The organism is Erwinia pyri (assembly GCF_030758455.1).
GTDB classification, from domain to species: domain Bacteria; phylum Pseudomonadota; class Gammaproteobacteria; order Enterobacterales; family Enterobacteriaceae; genus Erwinia; species Erwinia pyri.
Window position 1 is genome coordinate 3,534,493 of sequence record NZ_CP132353.1, and the last position, 23,494, is coordinate 3,557,986.

Annotated in this window: 22 protein-coding genes; 9 read left to right on the forward strand and 13 right to left on the reverse strand. The window is 55.4% G+C overall.

Annotation, left to right across the window (positions count from 1 at the left end; all coding sequences use genetic code 11):
* Nucleotides 1-182: 182 nt before the first annotated feature.
* The 3 genes from Q3V30_RS16810 to proB form a co-directional block, all read right to left on the reverse strand.
* On the reverse strand, nt 183-812 hold the full coding sequence (locus tag Q3V30_RS16810; protein WP_306213234.1) for a LysE family translocator: 630 nt from the start codon (nt 810-812) through the stop codon (nt 183-185).
* Between the two features lie 141 nt (nt 813-953).
* A complete protein-coding gene (gene proA / locus Q3V30_RS16815) occupies nt 954-2,207 on the reverse strand; it encodes a glutamate-5-semialdehyde dehydrogenase (RefSeq protein WP_306207640.1) in 1,254 nt (417 codons plus the stop codon).
* 10 nt (nt 2,208-2,217) lie between these two features.
* Nucleotides 2,218-3,321, reverse strand: coding sequence for a glutamate 5-kinase (gene proB / locus Q3V30_RS16820; protein ID WP_306207642.1), 1,104 nt, complete (start codon nt 3,319-3,321; stop codon nt 2,218-2,220).
* 244 nt (nt 3,322-3,565) lie between these two features.
* Here proB and ompC point away from each other — a divergent pair, with 244 nt between their 5' ends.
* Nucleotides 3,566-4,675, forward strand: coding sequence for a porin OmpC (ompC, locus tag Q3V30_RS16825; protein ID WP_306207644.1), 1,110 nt, complete (start codon nt 3,566-3,568; stop codon nt 4,673-4,675).
* A 101-nt stretch (nt 4,676-4,776) separates the two neighbouring features.
* Here the strand turns inward: ompC and crl are convergent, their stop codons facing one another.
* The 3 genes from crl to gpt all read right to left on the reverse strand — a co-directional run bounded on the left by crl (nt 4,777) and on the right by gpt (nt 7,113).
* The gene (crl, locus tag Q3V30_RS16830; protein WP_306207646.1) at nt 4,777-5,178 is read right to left on the reverse strand and encodes a sigma factor-binding protein Crl; all 402 of its coding nucleotides are present in this window, start codon (nt 5,176-5,178) and stop codon (nt 4,777-4,779) included.
* A 108-nt stretch (nt 5,179-5,286) separates the two neighbouring features.
* On the reverse strand, nt 5,287-6,537 hold the full coding sequence (gene frsA / locus Q3V30_RS16835; RefSeq protein WP_306207648.1) for an esterase FrsA: 1,251 nt from the start codon (nt 6,535-6,537) through the stop codon (nt 5,287-5,289).
* 117 nt (nt 6,538-6,654) lie between these two features.
* Nucleotides 6,655-7,113, reverse strand: a complete 459-nt coding sequence (gpt, locus tag Q3V30_RS16840; protein WP_306207650.1) for a xanthine phosphoribosyltransferase — start codon at nt 7,111-7,113, stop codon at nt 6,655-6,657.
* A gap of 251 nt (nt 7,114-7,364) precedes the next feature.
* On the opposite strand from gpt, the gene pepD reads away from it, so the two are divergent.
* Nucleotides 7,365-8,822 carry a beta-Ala-His dipeptidase gene (pepD, locus tag Q3V30_RS16845; protein WP_306207652.1) on the forward strand — a complete coding sequence of 486 codons (1,458 nt, stop codon included), beginning with the start codon at nt 7,365-7,367 and terminating at the stop codon, nt 8,820-8,822.
* Between the two features lie 33 nt (nt 8,823-8,855).
* Here pepD and dinB read toward each other — a convergent pair whose 3' ends face one another.
* Nucleotides 8,856-9,911, reverse strand: a complete 1,056-nt coding sequence (gene dinB / locus Q3V30_RS16850) for a DNA polymerase IV (protein ID WP_306207654.1) — start codon at nt 9,909-9,911, stop codon at nt 8,856-8,858.
* Between the two features lie 241 nt (nt 9,912-10,152).
* On the opposite strand from dinB, the gene dpaA reads away from it, so the two are divergent.
* On the forward strand, nt 10,153-10,887 hold the full coding sequence (gene dpaA / locus Q3V30_RS16855) for a peptidoglycan meso-diaminopimelic acid protein amidase (protein ID WP_306207655.1): 735 nt from the start codon (nt 10,153-10,155) through the stop codon (nt 10,885-10,887).
* Here the strand turns inward: dpaA and Q3V30_RS16860 are convergent.
* Together Q3V30_RS16860 and lpcA are read right to left on the reverse strand one after the other, a co-directional pair.
* The gene (locus Q3V30_RS16860) at nt 10,858-11,625 is read right to left on the reverse strand and encodes a class II glutamine amidotransferase (RefSeq protein ID WP_306207657.1); all 768 of its coding nucleotides are present in this window, start codon (nt 11,623-11,625) and stop codon (nt 10,858-10,860) included. The two genes, dpaA and Q3V30_RS16860, sit on opposite strands and share 30 nt — an antisense overlap.
* A gap of 42 nt (nt 11,626-11,667) precedes the next feature.
* Nucleotides 11,668-12,246: a D-sedoheptulose 7-phosphate isomerase gene (lpcA, locus tag Q3V30_RS16865; RefSeq protein WP_306207659.1), complete on the reverse strand. Its 579-nt coding sequence runs from the start codon at nt 12,244-12,246 to the stop codon at nt 11,668-11,670.
* Nucleotides 12,247-12,461: 215 nt separating this feature from the next.
* Here lpcA and fadE point away from each other — a divergent pair, with 215 nt between their 5' ends.
* Together fadE and Q3V30_RS16875 are read left to right on the forward strand one after the other, a co-directional pair.
* Nucleotides 12,462-14,906 (forward strand): acyl-CoA dehydrogenase FadE, encoded by a 2,445-nt coding sequence (gene fadE, locus Q3V30_RS16870; RefSeq protein ID WP_306207661.1) that lies wholly within the window; start codon nt 12,462-12,464, stop codon nt 14,904-14,906.
* 243 nt (nt 14,907-15,149) lie between these two features.
* A complete protein-coding gene (locus Q3V30_RS16875) occupies nt 15,150-15,914 on the forward strand; it encodes a COG4705 family protein (protein WP_306207663.1) in 765 nt (254 codons plus the stop codon).
* Between the two features lie 110 nt (nt 15,915-16,024).
* Here Q3V30_RS16875 and mtnK read toward each other — a convergent pair whose 3' ends face one another.
* Entirely contained in the window at nt 16,025-17,224 is a 1,200-nt protein-coding gene (gene mtnK, locus Q3V30_RS16880) for an S-methyl-5-thioribose kinase (protein WP_306207664.1), read from the reverse strand.
* Nucleotides 17,225-17,373: 149 nt separating this feature from the next.
* Here mtnK and mtnA point away from each other — a divergent pair, with 149 nt between their 5' ends.
* From mtnA to Q3V30_RS16900, 4 genes are all read left to right on the forward strand, one after another.
* Nucleotides 17,374-18,399: an S-methyl-5-thioribose-1-phosphate isomerase gene (mtnA, locus tag Q3V30_RS16885; RefSeq protein WP_306207666.1), complete on the forward strand. Its 1,026-nt coding sequence runs from the start codon at nt 17,374-17,376 to the stop codon at nt 18,397-18,399.
* Nucleotides 18,400-18,615: 216 nt separating this feature from the next.
* Nucleotides 18,616-19,395: a spermidine synthase gene (locus Q3V30_RS16890; protein WP_306207668.1), complete on the forward strand. Its 780-nt coding sequence runs from the start codon at nt 18,616-18,618 to the stop codon at nt 19,393-19,395.
* Between the two features lie 345 nt (nt 19,396-19,740).
* Nucleotides 19,741-21,102 carry a methyl-accepting chemotaxis protein gene (locus Q3V30_RS16895; RefSeq protein ID WP_306207670.1) on the forward strand — a complete coding sequence of 454 codons (1,362 nt, stop codon included), beginning with the start codon at nt 19,741-19,743 and terminating at the stop codon, nt 21,100-21,102.
* Between the two features lie 209 nt (nt 21,103-21,311).
* On the forward strand, nt 21,312-21,515 hold the full coding sequence (locus Q3V30_RS16900) for a transcriptional regulator (protein ID WP_428979269.1): 204 nt from the start codon (nt 21,312-21,314) through the stop codon (nt 21,513-21,515).
* A gap of 86 nt (nt 21,516-21,601) precedes the next feature.
* On the opposite strand, the gene Q3V30_RS16905 is transcribed toward Q3V30_RS16900, so the two are convergent.
* Genes Q3V30_RS16905 through Q3V30_RS16915 form a run of 3 tightly spaced genes read right to left on the reverse strand, consistent with a single transcriptional unit; the run spans nt 21,602 to nt 23,441 of the window.
* The gene (locus tag Q3V30_RS16905; protein ID WP_306207674.1) at nt 21,602-22,144 is read right to left on the reverse strand and encodes a 1,2-dihydroxy-3-keto-5-methylthiopentene dioxygenase; all 543 of its coding nucleotides are present in this window, start codon (nt 22,142-22,144) and stop codon (nt 21,602-21,604) included.
* On the reverse strand, nt 22,141-22,830 hold the full coding sequence (gene mtnC / locus Q3V30_RS16910) for an acireductone synthase (protein WP_306207676.1): 690 nt from the start codon (nt 22,828-22,830) through the stop codon (nt 22,141-22,143). The genes Q3V30_RS16905 and mtnC overlap by 4 nt, the downstream gene beginning before the upstream one ends.
* Nucleotides 22,827-23,441 (reverse strand): methylthioribulose 1-phosphate dehydratase, encoded by a 615-nt coding sequence (locus Q3V30_RS16915; RefSeq protein ID WP_306207678.1) that lies wholly within the window; start codon nt 23,439-23,441, stop codon nt 22,827-22,829. The genes mtnC and Q3V30_RS16915 overlap by 4 nt, the downstream gene beginning before the upstream one ends.
* Nucleotides 23,442-23,494: the final 53 nt, after the last annotated feature.

Genomic DNA, 23,494 nt, shown 5'->3' on the forward strand with positions numbered 1-23,494 from the left:
ATTCCGGCGGGAGAGAGGCAAAAGTATCGGAACATAACGGGTTAATTTCTGATATTACGTTTTTGCTCTCGCCGCCACATAAAGAGAGCCTTAAAAACTCCCGCGTCAAAAAAAGAAGCTGACCTTGCGTCAAAAAGAATTTTGGAGGCGATCACGGAAAGGATCTGACCTGTCGCTGCCCTCTACTTCCTGCCCTCGAACACCATCCTGACCGCCAGGCTCGCCAGCACGGTCCCCATCAGCCAGCGCTGAATTTTTTGCCACGTTGGCCGCTGTGCCAGGAAGCTGGCAACGGTGCCTGCGGCAAAAATAATCATGCCGTTCACCACCATGCTGGTGACAATCTGCGTGGAGCCGAGCGTTAACGACTGTACAAGCACGTGGCCCTGTTCCGGCCTAATAAACTGCGGCAGCAGCGACAGATAGATCACTGCGGTTTTAGGGTTCAGCAGATTGGTAAGCAACCCCATGGTAAACAGCTTGCGTGAGCTGTCCGGCGGCAGCTCGCGCAGCTGAAATGGCGATTTACCGCCAAAAATTGCCTGCCATGCCATATAGAGCAGGTAACAGGCCCCCGCGAAGCGCAACGCATCATACGCCAGCGGCACCGCCATGATCAGCGCGGTGATCCCCAGCGCGGCACAGAGCATATAAAACATAAAACCCAGCGCTACGCCGGTCAGGGAAATATAGCCCGCTTTACGTCCCTGGCAGAGGGAGCGGGAGATGAGATAGATCATATTCGGCCCTGGCGTCAGCACCATACCGAGTGAAATAGCGGCAAAGGGGAAAAGCTGGGAAAGCGTAACCATCGAAATATCCTTATGATGTTGAGCAACCATTACCTGTTACTTCTCCCTGGATAAACCAGAAGCACATCCCTGTGCTGTCCCCTTATCTGCTGGCCCATCCGGCGTGCATACCTGCCCCGCCTTAACCGGCTCAGCGCCAGGCTAGCTTCGTACCGTATCGTTGCCGAATGCGACCCACTTGTAGGTGGTCAGCGCTTCCAGCCCCATCGGGCCGCGAGCGTGCAGCTTCTGCGTGCTGACCGCCACCTCTGCGCCCAGACCAAACTGTCCGCCATCGGTGAAACGGGTGCTGGCATTGACGTAGACCGCCGAGGAGTCAACCTCATTCACAAAGCGATCGGAATGATGGATGCTGCGGGTCAGGATGGCGTCTGAATGCTGGGTGCCATATTCACGGATATGGGCGATAGCCTCATCGAGATCGTCCACCAGCTTCACGTTCAGATCCAGCGCCAGCCATTCGTCACGATACTGTTCATCCGTGACCGCGCTGACCTCAGCCGGACCATTTTGCAGCTGCGGCAGTGAGCGTGGATCGGCATGCAGTCTGATGCCCTCTTCTGCCATGCGGGCGCTCAACACCGGCAGAAAACGTCCGGCAATCGCCGCATGTACCAGCAGCGTTTCCAGCGAGTTACAGGCGCTCGGGCGCTGCTTTTTGGCATTGACGATCACTTTCATCGCTGCCGCCATGTCGATATCCTGGTCAACAAAGATGTGGCAAACGCCAATGCCGCCGGTGATCACCGGAATGGTTGACTGCTCGCGGCACAGCTTGTGCAGGCCAGCGCCGCCGCGGGGGATCAGCATATCGACGTAGCGATCCAGCTTCAGCAGCTGATTCACCAGCTCGCGGTCCGGGCTTTCAATCGCCTGCACCGCGCTTGGCGGCAGGCCATGCTCCTGCAAGGCTTGCTGGATCACGCGAACCGTGGCCCCGTTAGTCCGGTACGTTTCTTTGCCGCCGCGCAGGATCACCGCATTGCCGGTTTTCAGACAGAGGCTGGCGACATCCACCGTTACGTTAGGACGCGCTTCATAAATCACCCCGACAACGCCCAGCGGCACGCGGCGGCGCTCAATCCGCAGCCCGTTATCTAACTGGCCGCCATCCATCACCACGCCAACCGGATCGGCCAGGCGGCAGACCTGACGCACATCGTCAGCAATGCCTTTCAGCCTGTCGGGATTGAGCATCAGCCGGTCCATCAGCGCTTCGCTCATGCCGTTCTGACGCGCATCGGCCAGATCCTGCTCGTTGGCGGCCAGGATCTCTGCGCTCTGCGCTTCAAGACGATCGGCAATGGTCATCAGGACCCGATTTTTTTGCGCGGTAGAGAGCACCGACAGCTGATAAGAGGCCACTTTAGCGGCTTTACCCATTTCTTCCAGCATTTGCTGCTCCTTAACTGACGATCATATCGTCACGGTGAACCGCAACCGGACCATATTCATAACCGAGGATATCGCTGATTTGCTGGGAATGGTGCCCGGCAATCATACGCATCGCGTCACTGTTATAACGGCTTACGCCGTGCGCCACATCGCGCCCCTGCAGACTGCGGATGCGGATAACTTCACCGCGTGAAAAGTTGCCGCTGATCTCACGGATCCCTTTTGGCAGCAGCGAGCTGCCGCGCTCCAGAATGGCAGAGAGCGCGCCATCATCCACGATAAGCTCTCCTGCGGGCGGCGCGCCGAAGATCCAGCGCTTACGATTTTCCAGCGGCGTTTGCAGCGCATGGAAACGTGTGCCCACCGGCTGGCTGTTGATCACATCGCCGATCACTCCTGGACGGCTTCCGGCGGCAATAATCGTATCTATACCGGCACGGCAGGCAACGTCAGCTGCCTGCAGTTTGGTCGCCATGCCGCCGGTGCCCAGACCGGAGACGCTGTCTCCCGCCAGCGCACGCAGCGCATCATCGATGCTGTGAACGTTGTTGATCAGCTCCGCTTCCGGGTTATTACGCGGATCGGCGGTAAACAGCCCGGGCTGATCGGTCAGCAGCAGCAGCTTATCTGCGCCCGCAAGAATCGCGGCCAGCGCAGAGAGGTTATCGTTATCCCCTACTTTGATCTCCGCCGTGGCCACCGCATCGTTCTCATTAATCACCGGGACGATGTGGTTGTCCAGCAGCGCCCGCAGCGTGTCGCGGGCATTCAGAAAGCGTTCCCGATCCTCAAGGTCTGCGCGCGTCAGCAGCATCTGGCCGATATGTATGCCGTAAATAGAGAACAGCTGCTCCCAGAGTTGAATTAACCGGCTCTGCCCCACCGCAGCCAGCAGCTGCTTTGAGGCGATGGTGGGCGGCAGTTCCGGGTAGCCAAGATGCTCACGCCCGGCGGCCATGGCGCCAGAGGTGACAATCACAATTCGGTGGCCTGCCGCATGCTGCTGCGCGCACTGGCGCACCAGCTCGACGATGTGTGCCCGGTTCAGCCGACGCGATCCGCCGGTTAATACGCTGGTCCCCAGTTTCACTACCAGGGTCTGGCTGCTGCTCATTATTTCCTGCCATTACAAAAAAATAAGGTCGAACTGACTTTTTAACAGGTGTGGTGCTGGAAGCCAACAGGGCGCGGCGTAAAAGGGAGAAAAACCGCTGACAGCGGGGTAGACCAAAAGTTCGGCAATAACAAGAAACGTATAGAAATGTAATAAAACTTTAATGTTCGCAGGGTAAAACGTTCCTGCCTTAGGAGAAGTCTGAAGGCCACAAAAAACTTACTCATTCGGGATTGATAGCAAAATGAAGAAAAGCGCACTGGCCATTTTAACCGCCGTACTGGCTCTGTCCACCGCTGCTCAGGCCGCAGAAGTTTACAACAAAGACGGCAACAAGCTGGATCTGTACGGTAAAATCAAAGGCCTGCATTATTTCAGCGATAATGATGGCAGCAACGGTGACAAGTCTTATATGCGTATGGGCTTTAAGGGTCAGACGCAGATCAACGACATGATGACCGGTTACGGTCAGTGGGAATATCAGTTCAATACCAATAACAGTGAAGGCACCGATGCGAACACCGGCAACAAAACCCGTCTGGGCTTTGCTGGTCTGCGGTTCGGTGACTTCGGCTCAATCGACTACGGTCGCAACTACGGCGTTCTGTACGACGTGGAAGCCTGGACCGATATGTTCCCGGAATTCGGCGGCGACGGCACCGCGCGCAGCGATAACTTCATGACCCAGCGTACCACTGGCGTGGCGACCTACCGTAACACTAACTTCTTTGGTCTGGTTGATGGCCTGAAGTTTGCTCTGCAGTATCAGGGTAAAAATGATGACAGCACCGGTCGTACAACGACCTCCAGAGGCAACGGCGACGGCTACGGTATGTCAGCTGTCTATGCCCTGCCTGACACAGGCGTGAGCATCAGCGGTGCCTACACCAGCTCAGATCGTACTAATGCGCAGCAGGCGCAGGCATTTGGTTCTGGGGACAAAGCGGATTCCTGGGGTGCAGGTCTGAAATATGATGCCAACAGCGTTTACCTGGCAGCGATTTATACCGAAACCCGTAATATGACGCCTTTCACCCAGAATACCGTTGTTAACGGTGAGTCTGTATCAATCTCTGGTGCAGCAAACAAAGCACAAAACATTGAGCTGGTTGCGCAGTATCAGTTCGACTTCGGTCTGCGTCCTTCTATCGGCTACGTGCAGACCAAAGGCAAAGATATTGAAGGACTGGGTGACGTTGACCTGGTTAAATACATTGATGTGGGTGCGACTTACTACTTCAACAAAAACATGAACACCTATGTTGACTACAAAATCAACCAGCTGGACGACGACAACAAACTCGGCCTGAACAACGATGACGTTGTAGCGGTTGGCCTGGTCTATCAGTTCTAATTTTCACCCCGTATCCCGCCACTGATACGGTTGCTTTACCCTCGTTATGTGTCTGAAACAAAGGCTGGCAATTGCCAGCCTTTTTTAGTGCTTATTCCGCCTCAGGCGGTCAGCTTGACCGGCTCATCATTGAAACCGGCAGCGGGTTTCAGCCCCAGCTTCATCTCTTCCAGCAGCGCTTTCAGCCGCACGTGGAAATTCCGCAAGGTCTCTTCAAGCCGTTCGTTATTCTCTTTTCCTTTAACCGTCGATGGCTTCCAGTTGCCTTCTTTATCGAACAGTCCAAAGTGGTATTCGTAGGTGAAGTGGTCGCTCTGCGCTTCCAGCTCCATCCACCAGCCCCAGAACTCGCGCAGCTCAGGTGAGGGTTTAACGTTGACGCAAACGGCCAGGCAGTCAAAGAAAAAACGCTCCTCTTCACATTTCGCTTCGCGAATATAGGGACCCAGCGATCCAAAGCGCTTCATTAAGCGGCTTTTAGGATGCCCACTTGGTAACGTCATCGTTTACTCTCCTGTAATGCACCTGTTAATCAATCCGTTAACCCGCTGGCGGCAGGCGATCGGCGAGTTAAGTCTGCTTGTTATAGCAAAGGTTTGAATTATAGCAACTCATCGCGTTAACCGCTTCGCTAACCAGTCGACAATATCACGTAACGCTTTATCAAAGTTGTGCATGGCGGGTGAGAGCGCGATCGGCAGCAGCTTCCCGTCTGCGGAAGAGTTAACTATCAGCTTTGACTCCTCTTCCGGGCTGAAGGGATCGTTGGGCCAGTAGCCGGCAAGCATCGGCGTTGGGCAACGGCGCCCCAGCAACCCTTGTAGCTTGAGGGAGTAGCGGTTCAGTTCGACCCGCAGCGCAGAGTCAGAGGCGGTAGCCATGCCTAAACGGCTGGCAAGCACATCCATATACATTTCCGGTACCCGGTCCTGAACGGCTTTATCGCACAGCAGGGTATGAACTACCGGTCCAAGGCAGGCCACCGCTTTCAGGCGTGGCGATTCAAGATAGGCGAGCCGCACCGCCACGTTTGCGCCGAAGCGAAAGCCGAATGCGCCAACGCGGGTATGGTCCACCCAGGGCACATTCTCTAAATGACGCAGCACCTGTTGATGGAGAAAGCTGGCATCCTGGGTAAGGGTCCACTTCGCTGAGAAACCGACCGAAGGCATATCAATAGTCAGCATGGCAATGCCGCGCGGGGCAAGATAGTCGTGGAACAGACGGTAATGGTCGGTTTGCAGCGAGTCCAGGCTGCCGCAGAGCAGCACGGTCGGATAGGGGGCGCTGACGCCGGGCGGCATATGCAGGAAGCCAAAAATCGGGCTGCCGCCGGGAATGGGAAACTCCAGCTCTTTTAACTCCCCGGAGAGCCGCGAGGTAGCCTCTTCATAGGCACGATTTGCCAGCAGCTGTGCCTGCTCCGCCAGCTCATCCCCTTTCAGATGGGGGTAGCCCGCCACGCCATAGAGGTTGGCGGCATGGAGCCAGCACTGCCCCGCCGCCTCAGGGGTAGCGACTTCGCCCGCTTTCTGCTGCCAGTGGGCAGCCTGCTTCGACCACTCATAGATCCAGTTTCCGCCCCGATAACCAATTACCGTATCGAGCAGCTTATCATCAGTGTGTTCAACCCGACTGTTAGCTATGCGGGCCAGCACTTCACTGATCTCCTGTGTGGGTAATCCCCGCCAGGTCCAGAGCAGCCGGTTGATCATACGATACCAGCCCGCGTGACTCTCGCCCTCCAGCGCAGAATGGATCGGCAGCGGCTTATGGTGATGCAGACGGCGGATTAATGATGAGGTTTCGGGATGCTTAAAACGAGGTTTGAACAGCTCCTCGCTCAGGTTCTTTGGTGACATGGCGTGACGTTCCTCCAGCACAGGGCGTGGGATGAGTCTATCGCAGCCTGCAGCAGTGCGCTAACCGTAAAAACAAAAACGCCCGGCAGAACCGGGCGTTGCTTTGATGCGGGTCAATCAACCTTTCACCAGCGGCGGAATATAGACCACGCCCATATCCCACGGCTGTTCAATCCAGGTGTTCTGCGGGATATCCACCACATAATCATCTACCAGCGGGCGACCGGCTGGTTTGGCAAAGATAGTCACGAAGTGAGCTTTTGGATACATCTCGCGGATCGCCTGCGCGGTTCCGCCGGTATCAACCAGGTCATCAATCACGATAAAACCTTCACCGTCGCCTTCTGCACGCTTCAGCACTTTCATTTCGCGCTGGTTGTCGTGGTCGTAGCTGGAGATGCAGACGGTATCGACATGGCGAATGCAGAGCTCACGAGCCAGCAGAGAAGCAGGGACCAGGCCACCGCGGCTGACCGCGATAATACCTTTCCACTGTTCGGCAGGGAGCAGGCGCTGAGCCAGTTTACGGGCATGAATTTGCAGCATGTCCCAGGTGACGACGTATTTTTCACTCATAAAAGGAGTCCCGACCAATGGTGTTGGCTTAAAAATGTACAATGGGAGAGGTTGCGCGGAATTATAGAGATCTGAGCGGCTAAAAACCAGCGCCGGGCGGCTTTTTTCCATGTGTGAAGTAAGCAACGCCACGGAAACGATGATATTCTTTGCCCATCGCGTCAGAGAGTCTGACGGGAGTCATCCACTTGCTCAATATGCTCGCTATTGGCAGCGCTGCTGGCCGATGGCGTTGGCACAGGAGATTTATCGTGTCTGAATTATCTCAACTCTCCCCCCAGCCTCTGTGGGATATCTTTGCCAAAATCTGCTCTATTCCCCACCCCTCTTATCATGAAGAGGCGCTGGCAGAACACATTCTGTCCTGGGCCAGAGAGCAGGGTTTCTTCACTGACCGCGATGCCGTGGGCAATATTCTGATCCGCAAACCCGCCACGCCGGGTCTGGAAAATCTCAAGCCGGTAGCGCTGCAGGCGCACCTGGATATGGTGCCGCAGAAAAACAACGACACGGTGCATGACTTCACAACGGATCCTATCCAGCCGTGGGTTGATGGCGAATGGGTGAAAGCGCGCGGCACCACGCTGGGCGCGGATAACGGTATTGGCATGGCGTCGGCGCTGGCGGTGCTGGCTGATAAAAGCGTGGAGCATGGCCCGCTGGAAGTGCTGCTGACCATGACCGAAGAGACTGGCATGGTGGGCGCCTTTGGGCTGCAGCCTAACTGGCTGCAGGCTGAAATCCTGATCAATACCGACTCGGAAGAGGAAGGTGAAATTTACATGGGCTGCGCGGGCGGGATTGATTTCACCACCACGCTGGCCGTGACGCGTGAAGCGGTGCCGGCCGGCTACGAGCCGCTGAAGCTGACCCTGAAGGGGCTGAAAGGCGGCCATTCCGGCTGTGATATTCACGTCGGTCTGGGCAACGCTAACAAGCTGCTGGCTCGCTTCCTGTTTGCCCACGCCAAAGCGCTTGACCTGCGTCTGGTCGATTTCACCGGCGGTACGCTGCGTAACGCCATTCCGCGTGAGGCAGTTGCCACGCTGGCGGTGCCTGCGGAGAAAGTGGACGAGCTGAAAAGCCTGGCGCTGGGCTATCTGGAGACGCTGAAGGCTGAACTGAGCCTGAAAGAGAAAAACGTCAACGTCGTTGTTGAAAACGTGGCGGCTGGCGGCCCGGCGCTGACGGCACAAAGCCGTGATGCGTTTTTTGCGCTGCTGAACAGCACGCCAAACGGCGTAATCCGCAATTCAGACGTGATGAAAGGCGTGGTTGAAACTTCGCTGAACCTTGGCGTGGTGTCGCTGAAGGAAGAGGAGGCGAAAATCAACTGCCTGATCCGCTCCCTGATCGACAGCGGTAAAGAGTACGTGGTGGAAATGCTGACCGCGCTGGGTGACCTGGCTGGAGCCACTACCGTGGCGAAAGGCAGCTACCCGGGCTGGCAGCCTGATGCTTCCTCGCCGGTCATGGCGCTGGTAGGCGAAACCTACAAAAAACTGTTTGGCAAAACGCCGAACATTCAGGTGATCCACGCGGGTCTGGAGTGCGGCCTGTTTAAGAAGCCTTATCCTGAGATGGATATGGTCTCTATTGGCCCGACGATTACCGGCCCCCACTCGCCGGACGAGCAGGTGCATATTGAAAGCGTTGGCCTCTACTGGCAACTGCTGACGGCGCTGCTGAAGGCGATCCCTGCTAAGTAAATCGTAGCGGGGCGGAAGATCTTCCGCCCCGATTCAGAGCCCCAGCAACAGCTGCCGCTCAAGCTGAGGATCCAGCAGGGTAACGTGCAGCCCCACCAGCCTGACGCCCCGCTCTGCCCGCCGCTCATCCCAGGTTTTTTTCGCCACCGCGATCAAATCATCCTTATTCAGCTCCTGCCAGACGTGTTCCTGGGTGGTTTGCTGGAAATCGTCGAACTTGAGTTTTACCCCCTGACGCGCAATCTGCCGGTCAGGTTTGATTTTGATTAGCCTGCGCTCCAGCTCCTCAAAAAGCCTGTCGATAACCTCCAGGCACGCTTCCCAGCTGTGAATATCTTCCGAGAGCGTGCGCTCCACGCCCAGCGATTTGCGCAGCCGCTCCGTGATCACTTCCCGCTCATCGATGCCGTTGCTACGCTCCCAGATTACGCGACCAAACTTGCCAAAGCGCTTTAACAGAGCTGCCAGATCGGTTTTCTGCACGTCTGCACAGGTCTTTAGCCCCATCTCCTCCAGCTTCTTTGCGGTCACTTTTCCTACCCCCGGGATCTTCGACAGCGGCAGCGTCACCAGAAACCCGGCGAGCGCATCGGGGGTGATCACAAACTGTCCGTCGGGTTTATTTAAGTCGGAGGCGATTTTGGCCACGAATTTAATGGGAGCGATGCCGGCAGAGGCGGTGAGATTCAGCTCGCGCGCAATGGTCTGGCGGATTTCACGGGCGATAAGCGTTGCCGAGCCGTGGCAATGCGGGCTATCTGTGACATCCAGATAGGCCTCATCTAATGATAGCGGTTCAATCAGTGAGGTATAGCGCGAGAAAATTTCACGAATATGCTGGCTGGCTTCTTTATAGGCGTCAAAGCGGCCGGGGATCACTCTTAAATGCGGACAGAGCTTCAGCGCCATCGCAGTAGACATCGCGCTGTGCACGCCAAATTTGCGGGCGGGATAATTCGCCGTGCTGATCACCCCGCGCTTTAAGTGACTGCCGCCAATGGCAATGGGGATATCACGCAGACTGGGATCGTCGCGCATTTCCACCGCGGCGAAAAAGCAGTCCATATCAACGTGAATGATTTTACGCATATCCCCCTCCAGATGCACTGGATAAGTATACAGTCAACCAGAACGATTTCAACTTGCGTTTGGTGCCGCAAAGCGCAGCGGTAGTGGCGTGCAGGGGAATTTTATTTCTCATTTTCACCTGCACTCTCTTGATAAAAAAATAGACAATGCTAATGTGGCGCAGCGATAGCGGAATTCTCCGATATTGCAAGTAACAGCGCCTGCGGGCGTAGCATCCACCCCTCTTTTCAAGGGAACCAGAATGGGCAAAATCGCACTGCTGTTTGCGATGTTTTTACTGCCAGCCGTCGCTATCGCCAGCGTACCCGTCACACCGGTAACGCCGCTCGCCCCGGTAAGCAAAGAGTTGAAGAAACAGTTACTCGGCACCCCCGTCTATATTCAGATCTTTAAAGAAGAACGTACGCTGGAGCTGTATGGCAAAATCGGTAACGACTACCGTTTGCTCAACAGCTATCGCATTTGTAATTTCTCGGGCGGCTTAGGTCCAAAACGTCGTCAGGGTGATTTTAAAAGTCCGGAAGGATTTTACAGCGTGGGCCTTTCCCAGCTAAAACCGGACAGCCGTTTCTATCGCGCTATAAACGTCGGCTTCCCCAACGAGTACGATCGCCAGCAGGGTTATGAGGGAAAATACCTGATGATCCACGGCAGCTGCGTCTCTATTGGCTGCTATGCGATGACCGATGCCAACATCGACGATATTTATCACTATGTGGAAGCGGCGCTGCGTAACGGCCAGCCACGTGTGGAAGTGAGCATTTACCCGTTCCGCATGACTGACAGCAATCTGCAGCGTCATCGTAACTCGGTTTATTACAGCTTCTGGCAGCAGCTACAGCCGGGCTATGCGCAGTTTGTGCAGAACCGCCTGCCGCCCTCCGTCAGCGTCAACGCGGGCCGCTACGTGCTGAACGGCCCGCTGCTCAGCACGCCCGGATCGGGATCAGCGCTCGCGCTCACCGAGACAAAATAGCGCCCAGTCGCCTGGCTCAATCTTGTGCCAGGTTTCATTGCCCGTCAGGGGCTGAGTGGCGATCACCGTGACCACGTCGTTTGGCGTGGTCTGCTTCTGAAAATCAATTTCCACATCCTGATCCAGCAGCGTCGCTTTGCCAAAAGGCGCGCGTCGGGTTATCCAGAACAGATTGGTGGAACAGAAGGCCATCAGATAACGCCCATCTGACAGCAGCATGTTGAACACCCCTTTTTCACGTAGCTCCCCCGCCAGCTCAGCAATATAGCGGAACACCGCAGGCCAGTTACCCGGCGTGCGCGGATAGCGCGTGGTCAGCTTGTGCAGCAGCCAGCAAAACGCCTGCTCGCTGTCCGTCTCCCCAACCGGCCTGAACTGCCCGGTATCCAGCCCGCGATAGCCTTTCAGCTGGCCGTTATGGGCATAGGTCCAGTTACGTCCCCAGACTTCACGGGTAAATGGATGGGTATTTTCCAGCGACACTTCCCCCCGGTTAGCCTGACGGATATGGGCTACTACCGAGCAGGACTTGATGGGGTATTCCTGCACCAGGCGGGCAATCGGCGAGTTAAAGCTGGGCTGAGGATCTTTAAATGTACGGCACCCTTTTCCTTCATAGAAGGTAATGCCCCAACCATCTTTGTGCGGCCCCGTCCCTCCCCCGCGCTGCACCAGGCCGGTAAAGCTAAAGCAGATATCCGTTGGCACATTCGCGCTCATCCCGAGCAGTTCGCACATAGAAAACCCTCACGTAGCGGCCAGCGGCGCTGGCCTGAATGCTTACTCAGCCATCTCTTTTTCGATCAGCAGGATCAGAATATGGATAACTTTGATGTGGATCTCCTGAATACGATCGGCATAACCAAAGTGTGGCACACGAATTTCCACATCAGCCATGCCATCCATCTTGCCGCCATCTTTGCCGGTCAGGGTAATCACTTTCATGCCCTGCGCACGCGCCGCCTCGACCGCTTTGATAACGTTAGCGGAGTTACCGGAGGTTGAGATGCCGAACAGCACATCGCCCGCTTTACCTACCGCTTCCAGATAGCGGGAGAAGACAAAATCGTAGCCAAAATCGTTGCTGACGCAGGAGAGATGGCTGACATCAGAGATAGCGATAGCCGGATAGCCCGGACGATTTTCGCGGTAGCGACCGGTCAGCTCTTCCGCAAAATGCATGGCGTCACAATGCGAACCGCCGTTGCCGCAGGAGAGCACTTTCCCCCCCGCCTTGAACGAGTCAGCCAGCAGCACCGCCGCGCGCTGGATGGCGTGAATATTCGCTTCATCGCTGAGAAATTTATTCAGCGTCTCTGCGGCTTCGTTGAGCTCTGCACGAATGATGTCCTGATACATAGGGGAAGTCCTTTATAGGTGAGGTTATTGTCAGTTTACCAAGTTGGGAGAGGGGCGAAAAGCGCCCTGCGCCCTGCGCCCTCGCTTTGACTTTTGGTGCGACCGGTTTGTGAGCCAGGTTGTAATTATTATGTAAACAGATTGCTAAGCAAGATTATCTCGATTAAACCTGTAACCAACAGGTCAGACCTCTTACTACTTATGGAGCAACAGTTATGATGGTTCTCAGTATAGTCGCGACGATCGTGCTGATCGGCGCTCTGCTTTATCACCGCGTTCCGCTGCTGTTGAGCAGCGCGATCCTGCTGATCTGGACCGCAGCGTGGGCGATGGCCCACCTCTGGACGCCGTGGCTGCTGATCCCGCTGATCCTTGTCCTGCTGCCCTTTACGCTGCTTTCGCTGCGTCGGGAAATATTTTCGAAGCGGATGCTGAAAACCTTCCGTAAAGTAATGCCGCCGATGTCGCGTACGGAAAAAGAAGCGATTGAGGCTGGCACCACCTGGTGGGAAGGCGATCTGTTTCGCGGCACGCCAGACTGGAAAAAACTGCACAACTATCCGCAGCCACGTCTGACGGAAGAGGAGCAGGCTTTCCTGAGCGGGCCGGTTGAAGAGGCCTGCCGCATGGCTAACGATTTTCAGATCACCCATGAAATGGCCGATCTGCCCCCGGAGCTTTGGGCCTACCTGAAAGAGCAGCGCTTCTTTGCGATGATCATCAAAAAAGAGTATGGCGGGCTGGCTTTCTCAGCCTATGCCCAGGCGCGCGTGCTGCAGAAACTGGCTGGCGTCTCCGGCATTCTGGCCATCACCGTTGGCGTGCCTAACTCACTCGGCCCGGGCGAGCTGTTGCAGCACTATGGTACCGATGAGCAGAAAAATCGCTATCTGCCGCGTCTGGCACGCGGAGAGGAAATCCCCTGCTTTGCGCTTACCAGCCCGGAAGCGGGCTCGGATGCAGGCGCCATTCCTGATACCGGCGTGGTCTGTATGGGCAACTGGCAGGGAGAGCAGGTGCTGGGCATGCGCCTGACCTGGAACAAGCGCTACATTACCCTTGCGCCTGTGGCTACGGTGCTGGGTCTGGCCTTCAAGCTTTCAGATCCTGAACATCTGCTCGGTGAAACTGAGGAGTTAGGTATTACCTGCGCGCTGATCCCGACCGATACGGCGGGCGTGGAGATAGGCAGCCGCCACTTCCCGCTGAACGTACCGTTCCAGAATGGCCCGACGCGCGGCAAAGATATCTTTGTCCCCATCGACTACATCATTGGCGGGCCAAAAATGGCCGGTCAGGGGTGGCGGATGCTGGTGGAGTGTCTCTCTGTAGGACGGGGTATAACCCTGCCCTCTAACTCTACCGGCAGCCTGAAAAGCATTGCGCTGGCTATTGGCGCTTATGCCCATATTCGTCGCCAGTTCCGCCTGCCTATTGGCAAAATGGAGGGAATCGAAGAGCCGCTGGCACGCATCGCCGGGAATGCTTATGTGATGGATGCCGCCGCCACGCTGATCACCTCCGGGATTATGCTGGGTGAAAAACCGGCGGTGCTTTCCGCTATCGTGAAATACCACTGCACCCATCGCGGCCAGCGCGCCATTATGGATGCGATGGATATTGCAGGCGGCAAAGGCATTATGCTCGGCAAAAGCAACTTCCTGGCCAGGGCTTATCAGGGCGCACCGATTGCCATCACGGTGGAAGGGGCGAATATCCTGACCCGCAGCATGATTATCTTCGGCCAGGGCGCTATCCGCTGCCATCCCTACGTGCTGACAGAGATGGCAGCCGCGCAGAACAACGATCTTATCGCGTTTGATAAAGCGCTATTCAGCCATGTTGGCCATGTGGGAAGCAATACTGCGCGTAGTCTGTGGCTTGGAATTACCGGCGGTCTTACCAGCGCTTCGCCCACCCGCGATGCCACACGGCGTTATTATCAGCATCTGAATCGCCTGAGCGCCAACATGGCGCTGCTGTCGGACGTCTCCATGTCGGTGCTGGGCGGCAGCCTGAAGCGTCGTGAACGTATCTCTGCGCGGCTCGGCGATCTGCTGAGCCAGCTCTATCTGGCCTCTGCGGCGCTGAAGCGCTATGAGGATGAGGGACGTAACGAGGCTGACCTGCCGTTACTGCACTGGGGCGTACAGGATGCGCTGAATCAGGCGGAAGTAGCCATTGACGATTTGCTGCGTAACTTCCCAAATCAGCTGGTTGCGGGCATGCTGCGCACGGTAGTGTTCCCGCTGGGCCGTCACTGCCGCGCCCCTTCCGATCGTCTGGATCATCAGCTGGCGCGAATGCTGCAGCTCCCCTCCGCGACCCGCAGCCGTTTAGGACGCGGTATGTACCTGACGCCAGGTGAAAACAATCCGGCAGGTCAGCTGGAAGAGGCGCTGGCAGACGTGATGGCGGCAGAAGCGATCCACGATCGTCTTTGCAAGCAGTTTAAAAAGCCTCTGCCGTTCACCCGTCTTGACGAGCTGGCAAAACAGGGGCTACAGGAAAAATGGATCACCGAACAGGAAGCCAGCGTGCTTATGCGCGCGGAAACCAGTCGCCTGCGCTCTATCAATGTGGATGAATTCGATCCTGAGGAGCTGGCCACGCAACCGGTAAAGCCTGCAGAACCGATAAGAAAGAGTGAAGCAGCTTAACCAGCCAGTAAAATAAGAAAGCCGGGGAAAAACCCGGCTTTCTTATATAAAATAATCACCTGACTTATTATTACCTGCATTAACACCTGCCATAAATATTCACTTTTATTTCTCTCTTAATTTAAAACTAATAAATCCTCTCTAAAGTAATCCTCAAGCGGGAACCTCCAGACACCGGCCTTACTGGCCACAGGTTTTAGGCGATATAAAAAAACAGATAATACCTTTGGCGAGAGATGCCCCATGACTAACACACAACAAGCCATAACCAAAATTCCCGCTGTTACAGCAATATTCTGGTTAATCAAAATAGCGGCAACAACGCTGGGTGAAACCGGCGGTGATGCCGTGACCATGTCTATGGATCTGGGATATTTAACCGGCACACTGATTTTTGCCGTGATTTTTTTAATTGCCGTCACCGTGCAAATTAAATCACCACGATTTAATCCCTTTATTTACTGGTTCACGGTTATTGCTACCACCACAGTGGGTACTACGCTTGCCGACTTTGCCGATCGCTCTTTAGGCATAGGTTATCTCGGCGGCTCAATCATTTTAAGTACCCTGTTAGCCACCTCGCTGTTCTTCTGGTGGGCACTGTGCGGCACGGTAGCCGTTCATTCCGTGAATAACCGCCGTACAGAGATATTTTACTGGATAACTATTATGTTTTCCCAGACGCTGGGCACCGCATTGGGTGACTGGACGGCGGATTCTGCCGGGCTGGGCTATGCCGGCGGCATTGTGCTCTTTGCCGCAGCGCTGATTATTCTGATCGGCTGCTATCTGTTTACCCGCTGGTCCCGCACGGCCATTTTCTGGGCCGCTTTTATCCTGACGCGTCCATTAGGAGCAGTGGTGGGCGATTTTCTGGATAAGCCGCTGGCGCAAGGAGGCCTTGAACTCAGCCGCTACAGCGCATCGCTGGCGCTGATGCTGTTTATTATCGCCGCTATTGCACTCTTGCCGCAGCGCTCTGCCAGTCCGTTGCCAGAGGCCGCATAAATCTCCCGCCAGCACGGATAATGTTCGCTAAAACAGAAAACGCCTGATGCACTGCATCAGGCGTTTCAGAGGCTCGAAGGCGTTAATCTCTCCCGGTGCGTGACCTGCGTTCAGCCGTTCTGACGAACGCGGGCAATCAGCGCATCGCTGTCAGCGATACGATCGGCCGCCAGGATCAGGGTACGGCCCAGAGTAATTGCCTGGCGCACGCACTCAATACGCATGGCGTCATCGTTGATGCTCTTGATATCAGCGACCTGTGACATCCCCACCGTACGTCGTATCACTTCCGTTCCGCAGAAGCCCAGCGTATCGCGCCAGATTTTTTGCAGGAACTCAGCGGCGTAGCCCGGGTAAGCCAGCGCCCGATCCTGCGTTTTTTCTGCCGCCAGCGCCAGAAAACCTTCGGCAAAACTCTGCCAGGTGGCGCTGACGTCTCTGAGACGTTTTTCGCGCGCGTCCGCCGCTTCACGTGGTGCCAGCAGGCCCGGTAGTGCGCAGTAGTTGATCAGGATATTGCCTATCGCGCTGCCAACGTCAAACCCGATGGGACCGTAATAACCAAACTCCGCATCAATCACTTTCAGGCTGCCTTCGGCAACAAAAATCGACCCGCTGTGAACATCACCATGCAGCAGCGCTTCAGCGTGAGAGAGAAAATGGTGCTTAAGCCCGGCCACCTTTTGACGAAGCTCATCGTCATCACGCAGCGAGGCGACCAGCGGCTCCAGGGCGCGGGGATAGCCGTTGCGCTCGTGCACTTCGTAAGGCTCGTTGAAAAACAGCTCTTCCGTGATATCGCACAGTTCAGGGTTGGTAAAACGGATAACATCCGCTTTTTTCTGGTGAGGATGTTGGTAAAAGTCTGAGGTGTGGAACAGCGTCTGCGCCAGATATTCCCCCAGTTGCGAAGCCGCCTGCGGATAATCAACGCCTTTCACCTGCTCGCCGCGCCAGATGGCATGGCTGGAGAGATCCTCCATCACCATCACCGCCAGCGCCGGATTGTAATGCAGGATCTTTACCGTGTGTTGGGGACAATATTGCCCGTGAATTTGCAGCACTTCAGCTTCAATGCGGGCGCGGTCCAGCGTCAGGGGCCAGGATTCGCCCACGCAGCGTACATAAGGCAGCGCCTGCTTGACGATGACGCGGCTGACGCCCTGGCTGTCGAATATCTTGAAGACAAGATTAAGGTTACCGTCACCAACTTCCTGCGACTCAACCAGCGTTTCTGGCTTTTCAACACCACCGAACTGGCGGGCATATTCCACAGCATCTGCTGCCGTGAAGGTACGGTATTGCGACATTCACTCACCCTCTTCGAAACGTTCCAGCCTGACCGACGCGCCCGTCACTTCAGCGCAAATTCCTGGCATAAAAGCCGTTCAGACGTCTATACATCCGTTCAGCATGTTGGCACAATATGCCCTGACTACGCAACCAGGATTTAACCTCTATGCAGACCCTCAGCACAACCAGCTTACAAGTTCGTGATAACCAGCTCTGGATCCTCGATCAGCAGGCCCTGCCGCAGAAAAAAATCTGGTGCCCCACGCCCGGTGTCGCAGAGCTGGTTGGCCATATAAAGGCGCTGAGAGTTCGCGGCGCCCCGCTGATAGGCCTCTCTGCCAGTCTGCTGCTCGCCTTGCTGGCAGAGCAGGGGCTCACCCGGGCTGAGCTGGCGGAAGCGCTTGAAGTGCTGCGGGCTTCGCGCCCTACTGCCGTTAACCTGATGAACAATCTTGATCGGATGAAGCTGGCTCTGGCGCAGGAGAACTACGTTACCGCACTGACCTTTGAGGCGCTGCGCCTGATCGAGGAAGATAAAGCGCTGTGCGACAACATCGCTGCAGCCGGGGCAAAACTGATCCCCCGCGGTAGCCGTTTACTGACGCACTGTAATACTGGCGGACTGGCAACCGCAGGCGTTGGCACCGCTCTTGGGGTGATTTCGCGCGGCTGGCAGGAGGGCAACGTTGAACAGGTCTGGGTGGATGAAACCCGCCCGCTGTTACAGGGGGGTCGTCTGACGGCGTGGGAGCTGGGCGAGTTGGGCGTGCCTTATCGCCTGATCTGCGACAGCATGGCGGCCAGCCTGATGGCGAAAAAACAGGTCGATGCTGTCTGGGTGGGCGCAGACAGAATTGCGGCCAACGGCGACGTGGCGAACAAAATTGGTACCTACAGCCTGGCCGTGCTGGCGCATTACCACGGCGTGCCTTTTTATGTTGCCGCTCCGCATACCACGCTCGATTCGGCCTGCCCGGACGGCAACGCCATTCCGATCGAGCAGCGTGCAGCCAGCGAAGTGACCGGCGTGGCGGGCAGCTTTGGCGAGGTACAGTGGGCCCCTGAAGAGGCGCAGGTTTACAATCCTGCTTTTGACGTGACGCCAGCAGCAATGATTAGCGGCTGGGTGTTGGATACGGGCGTAGTCACCCCTGCACAGGTTGAGGCAGGTATTTTTCAGCCCCACCGTTAACGGCCCAAATCAGGCGTTTTCAGGTAAGAAGCCGCGCGGCGGCACAGGCACTGCTGAATCGATGAAGTTACTGCGCTCGCTTGTGCGCCTTCTCTCACGGGCGATCGGGTCTGACTGGTATGCGGGCTTAGCTTTGTGATTTAATAGTGAATTCAAAGAGTGATTTTTTAGCAAAAAACATTCCCTGTTCCCTGCCAGGCAACAATTTGGTGATCCATGCCTTTTGAAAAATTATTTTCAGCTCTCTCCCTTTCCCACAAAGATGAAATCAAGGTAGCGAGTGAAAGAGATCGGTATGGCACGATTTTTGTGGTCGATAAGAGAAATTATCGGATTATGCGATTCGACAGTATCTTTGAGCAGAGCAAAATGAACAGGAACCATCCTGAGGTGCCGGTTCATAACTACATCAAAGCTATGATGATGTCGACAGCGCTTGAGAAGCCCCAGTCAGCGCTGATCCTCGGGCTTGGCGGTGGCAGCCTGGTTCGCGCTCTTCACGCTTGTGATAGTGATATCCGCATAGATGTGGTTGAGCTGAGAAAAAAAGTTATCACTATCGCCAGGAAACACTTTTTTATTCCTGACGTTAATAATATCGCTTATTTTGCTCAGGACGCCGGATCCTTCATTGAAAAGAATAAAATAAAGTACTCTCACATATTTTCCGATTTGTATTCGGCAGAAGATATGGTTTCCCTGCAGAAAATGGGTGACTTTATTAAAAACTGTGCTGCATCGCTGATGCCTGACGGCTGGCTGGTGATGAATTATCATATTTCCCCCATTCGCTCCCCCTCCCTTTTAGCGCTTTTCAGCGACTATTTTGGCACTCTCTTATATTGCACTACGCCCAGTGGTAATGTGGTCATCTATGCAACCCAATCGGCGAAAGTCGCTGAGACAGAGGTATTAAGAAAACAATGCTATTCTGCCTCTCCCTCTTCGCTTTACGATTTCAGGCTATTATCCACTAAACTTTCTCGCTGGGTCTGAACCTGCAACAGCCTGGCAATTCTCCCCACGATTATCTTTTCTCAGGCTTGATTAGTGAAAAGACGACCTGATAAATAGCACTTAAACGCCCTTTTCCTGTAATAGACAAAAACATTTAAAGCATCATTATTTCAGGCGGCGCTACGGCCAGAGAGGGCTGCCGTAATTTGCATTTTCTTTAATGAAATAATCCTCTGCTCACGATTAAAATTTCTGCCAGAGATACTGTTTCATTTTCTCCGGGATGTGCCAGGATACATCTCATAGCGCACTATTTAAGAGCGCTCTATATAAAACTAATAATGATTAGCGACACCATTTACCAGTCAACACCGGGGAAAACCGATGCAACTTCTCAGAAACTTCACAATACGCCGCGTCGTATTGTGGATACTTATCGCCGTTCTGAGCCTGATGGCACTGGCAACGGGCTACGGAACGCTGCTTATGCGTGAAATTAACCGTCATGCAGACCATACCAATGTCCTGGCACAACAGCTGGTATTTCTGAATCACGCCGGGGCCGTGATGCAGGAAGGCTCAGCAGCAGAAAAGGCGTCATTGTTGTCAGACGTACCAACCGGCGCGGCGTGGGATAATTACAGAAACGCGATCGGCACGACTGCCGGTTATGCGACGGCGGCGCAGGAGCGCCTCACTACACTGCAACAGGAGCTTGTTACCGGTCATGCCGCTTTACAGGCAGAGAGTACCCGGCTTGATCGGGTCTTCCTGATTGCATTGGGTGCCGCCGCGGCGCTGCTGCTATTTTGCGATCGCTATCTGGTCGTGCATCTGGTTCGGCCTGTGGCGAAAATCCGCGCCCATTTCCGGGTTATTGCCGATGGCGATCTGACCCAGGAAGTGGAAGATTTCGGGCGGAACTGCGTTGGGCAGCTGGTCCCTCTGGTCAGGGAGATGCAGCGCAGCCTGCTTGATACCGTGGTTGCCCTGCGTGACAACGCCGTGCTGTTGCACCGTGAGGCGGGAGAGATTGCCGGAGGTAACAGTGACCTTTCCGGCAGAACGGCTACGCAGGCCGCCGCAGTGGAGCAGACCGCTGCCAGTATGGAAGAGATTACCGCAACGGTTAAGCACAGCGCCGAAAATGCCCGCCAGGCGAGTGAGCTGGCTGGCGTTACCACCCGCACCACGCAGAAGGGTGAGCAGATGGTGAAAACTGTGGTCTCCGCCATGGACGGTATTGAGCAGGGATCGGAAAAAATCAGGCAGTTTACTGCCACTATCAACGGCATTGCTTTTCAGACCAACATTCTGGCGCTGAATGCAGCGGTTGAGGCTGCACGGGCTGGCGAGCAGGGTCGCGGTTTTGCTGTGGTGGCTTCTGAAGTGCGGACTCTGGCTCAAAGAAGCGCCACGGCCGCTAAAGAAATTGAGGGACTGATCGCCGATACCCTGGCGCGTATTGGTGAGGGCAGCCGCGCCGCCACCAGCGCAGGTCACTCTATGGATGAGATCCTGCGCGGCGTGGGAAGCGTTAACGAGCTTATCGGGCAGATTGCCCTTGCCTCTGATGAGCAGAGTAAAGGAATTTCCCAGGTGACCCTCGCCGTGGCCGAACTGGACCGCGTTACGCAGCAAAATGCCACGCTGGTTCAGGAGGTATCCGCTTCTGCCGGCAGCCTGAGCGGCAGGACAGAGGCGCTTGGCAGCGTTATCAGCCGTTTCACGCTGCCAGCGATGTGACCTGCTCCGCTATCTGCCGTCACTGTTGTCAGACTTCCTCTGCAACAAAGAGTACAACCGGTTACTCTTAACCTATCGTCAGATCTTATTTTCACTCTGTCAGCGCGCCGCTCTCGTGAGCAGCGCGCTTTTTTAAGAAGAGGCTTCAACGCATGAACTCTCTTCGCTTTAAGGAGCATCCTTTGAAAAAACTTGCCCCCGTTCCCGTCATGGCCAACGTGCGTGAATTGCGACAGGCCGCCGATTTCTCGCAGGAAAACGCCGCAGAACGTTTTGATGTCAGCCTGCGTGTCTGGCAAATGAAAGAGACGCCTAAAAACCCCTCCATGCTCAGCCAGGGCGAATATGAGCTCCTGCTGCTGCTGGCTGGCCGTCATCCCCACTACAGCCTGCTGCCGCACCCGAAAAAATAGCGCGGAACTCTGCAACACCTCTGTTCTTCCCTGGCCCCGGACGGGTACGGATCGGCTATTTCAACGCTTCCCCGCCCTGCCGAAGGTTACGGAAGACGCGGATAGGCATCCGCAATAGTGTCGCCGGTGAAGTTAGCGATCCACCCTTCCTGATTATCGAAGATACGGATGGCGGTGAAATGGGGTGAAGAGCCCATATCAAACCAGTGTGGCGTACCAGCCGGAACGGAGATCAGATCGTTCTTCTCACAGAGGATCTGGTAAATATGCCCATCCAGATGCAGACAGAAGAGCCCGGCGCCCTCGACAAAGAAGCGGACTTCATCTTCGCCATGGGTATGCTCAGAGAGGAATTTTCCCCTCAGCGCCTCTTTCTGGGGATTGTCGGCACGCATGCTGATCACATCCCAGCTCTGATACCCCTTCTCGGCCACCAGCTTGTCGATCGCATGCTGATAAGCGGTGATCACCGCCTCGGGCGCGGGATTTTCACCCAGATCGCGGTCAGCTTCCCAACGTTCGAAACGCACTTCTCTGGCGTTGAGTCTCTGACGAATTTCTTCAGCATCAGTGCTGTGCCAGATCGGCGTGGTCGCTTCGCTGTCAGTAAAAATAGTGAGTGCACTCATGAGGAAAAGAGCTCCAGGTTGATTTGATCAAAGCGGTTTACCTGACGATGGCGGCTTTGCGCATCCGTGTCGCCACGAAGTAACTGCACGGTGTTCCAGCCCGCCTCCTGCGCGGCATCCAGCTCCTGATGAATATCAGATAAAAACAGCAGCTCATGGGCAGGCAGGCCAATTTCAGCCGCAATATTTCGGTAGGCGTGCACTTCACGCTTGGCGCCGACGTGCGTATCAAAATAGCCGCTGAACAACACAGTGATATCACCTTCATCGCTGTAGCCAAATAACAATTTCTGCGCCGCGACCGAGCCGGAGGAATAAACATAGAGATCGATTGATTGCTGGCGCCACTTCTCCAGAGCGGGCAGAACGTCCGGATAGAGATGGCCGGTAAAACTGCCGCTGACGTAGCCATCGTGCCAAATCATTCCCTGCAGGGCTTTCAGCGCGGTGGATTTTCGGTCTTCATCCATAAAACCAAACAGCACGGTAATCAGATCTTCAACCGGCGCCTGAGGCTGTGCAATCTCATCACGCAGATCGGTCAGCGCCTGCGCCACATCTTCCCGATGCTGGAAGGCGGCAATAAAGGCAGCCAGATTCTCCCTTGCATAGGGGAAGAGTACGTTGTGAACAAAGCGGATATCGCTGGTCGTTCCTTCAATATCGGTAATAATCGCGCGGATCATTTGGCCTCCAGCACACGACGTTGTAATTCACACTGGAACAGGAATTCCAGACCTTCAAGATGACGACGCGCTTCGCTCACATCTTTTCCCCAGCAGGTCAGCCCATGCCCCCGCAGTAAAAAACCGTAACGCAGCGGCGTGGCCTCTGCAAACCGGGCGATACGTTCCGCCAGCGCATCAATATCCTGATCGTTATCAAACAGCGCAACCGCTACGGCATCAAGATGCGAGCGCTGTCCGGCCAACGTTTTCTGCATTTCATAACCCTGCAAAACAACCGCGTCGCTTTTCTCAACGCGCGAAAGCACCGTTGCGTTAACGGTGTGGGTATGCAGCACCGCGCCCGCCTCAGGAAACAGGCGATAGATCAGCGTATGCAGTCCGGTTTCGGCCGAAGGCTTGCGCCCGGAGGGAACCCGATTACTGGCAATCTCTACCTGAATGAAATCATCATTTGTCAGTGCGCCTTTGTCTTTGCCCGACTCACTGAGCAGGCAATATTCCCTGTCCTGACGTACGGACATATTGCCGCCCGTTGCGGGCGCCCACCCTTTCGCACCGATCCAGTGACACGCCTCCACCAGCTGATCCAACTGCGGGATTATGCTCATACCTTTCCTTATTATGCCGGGCCTTTTTCCGCCCGGTTAGCGCCATTTGGACG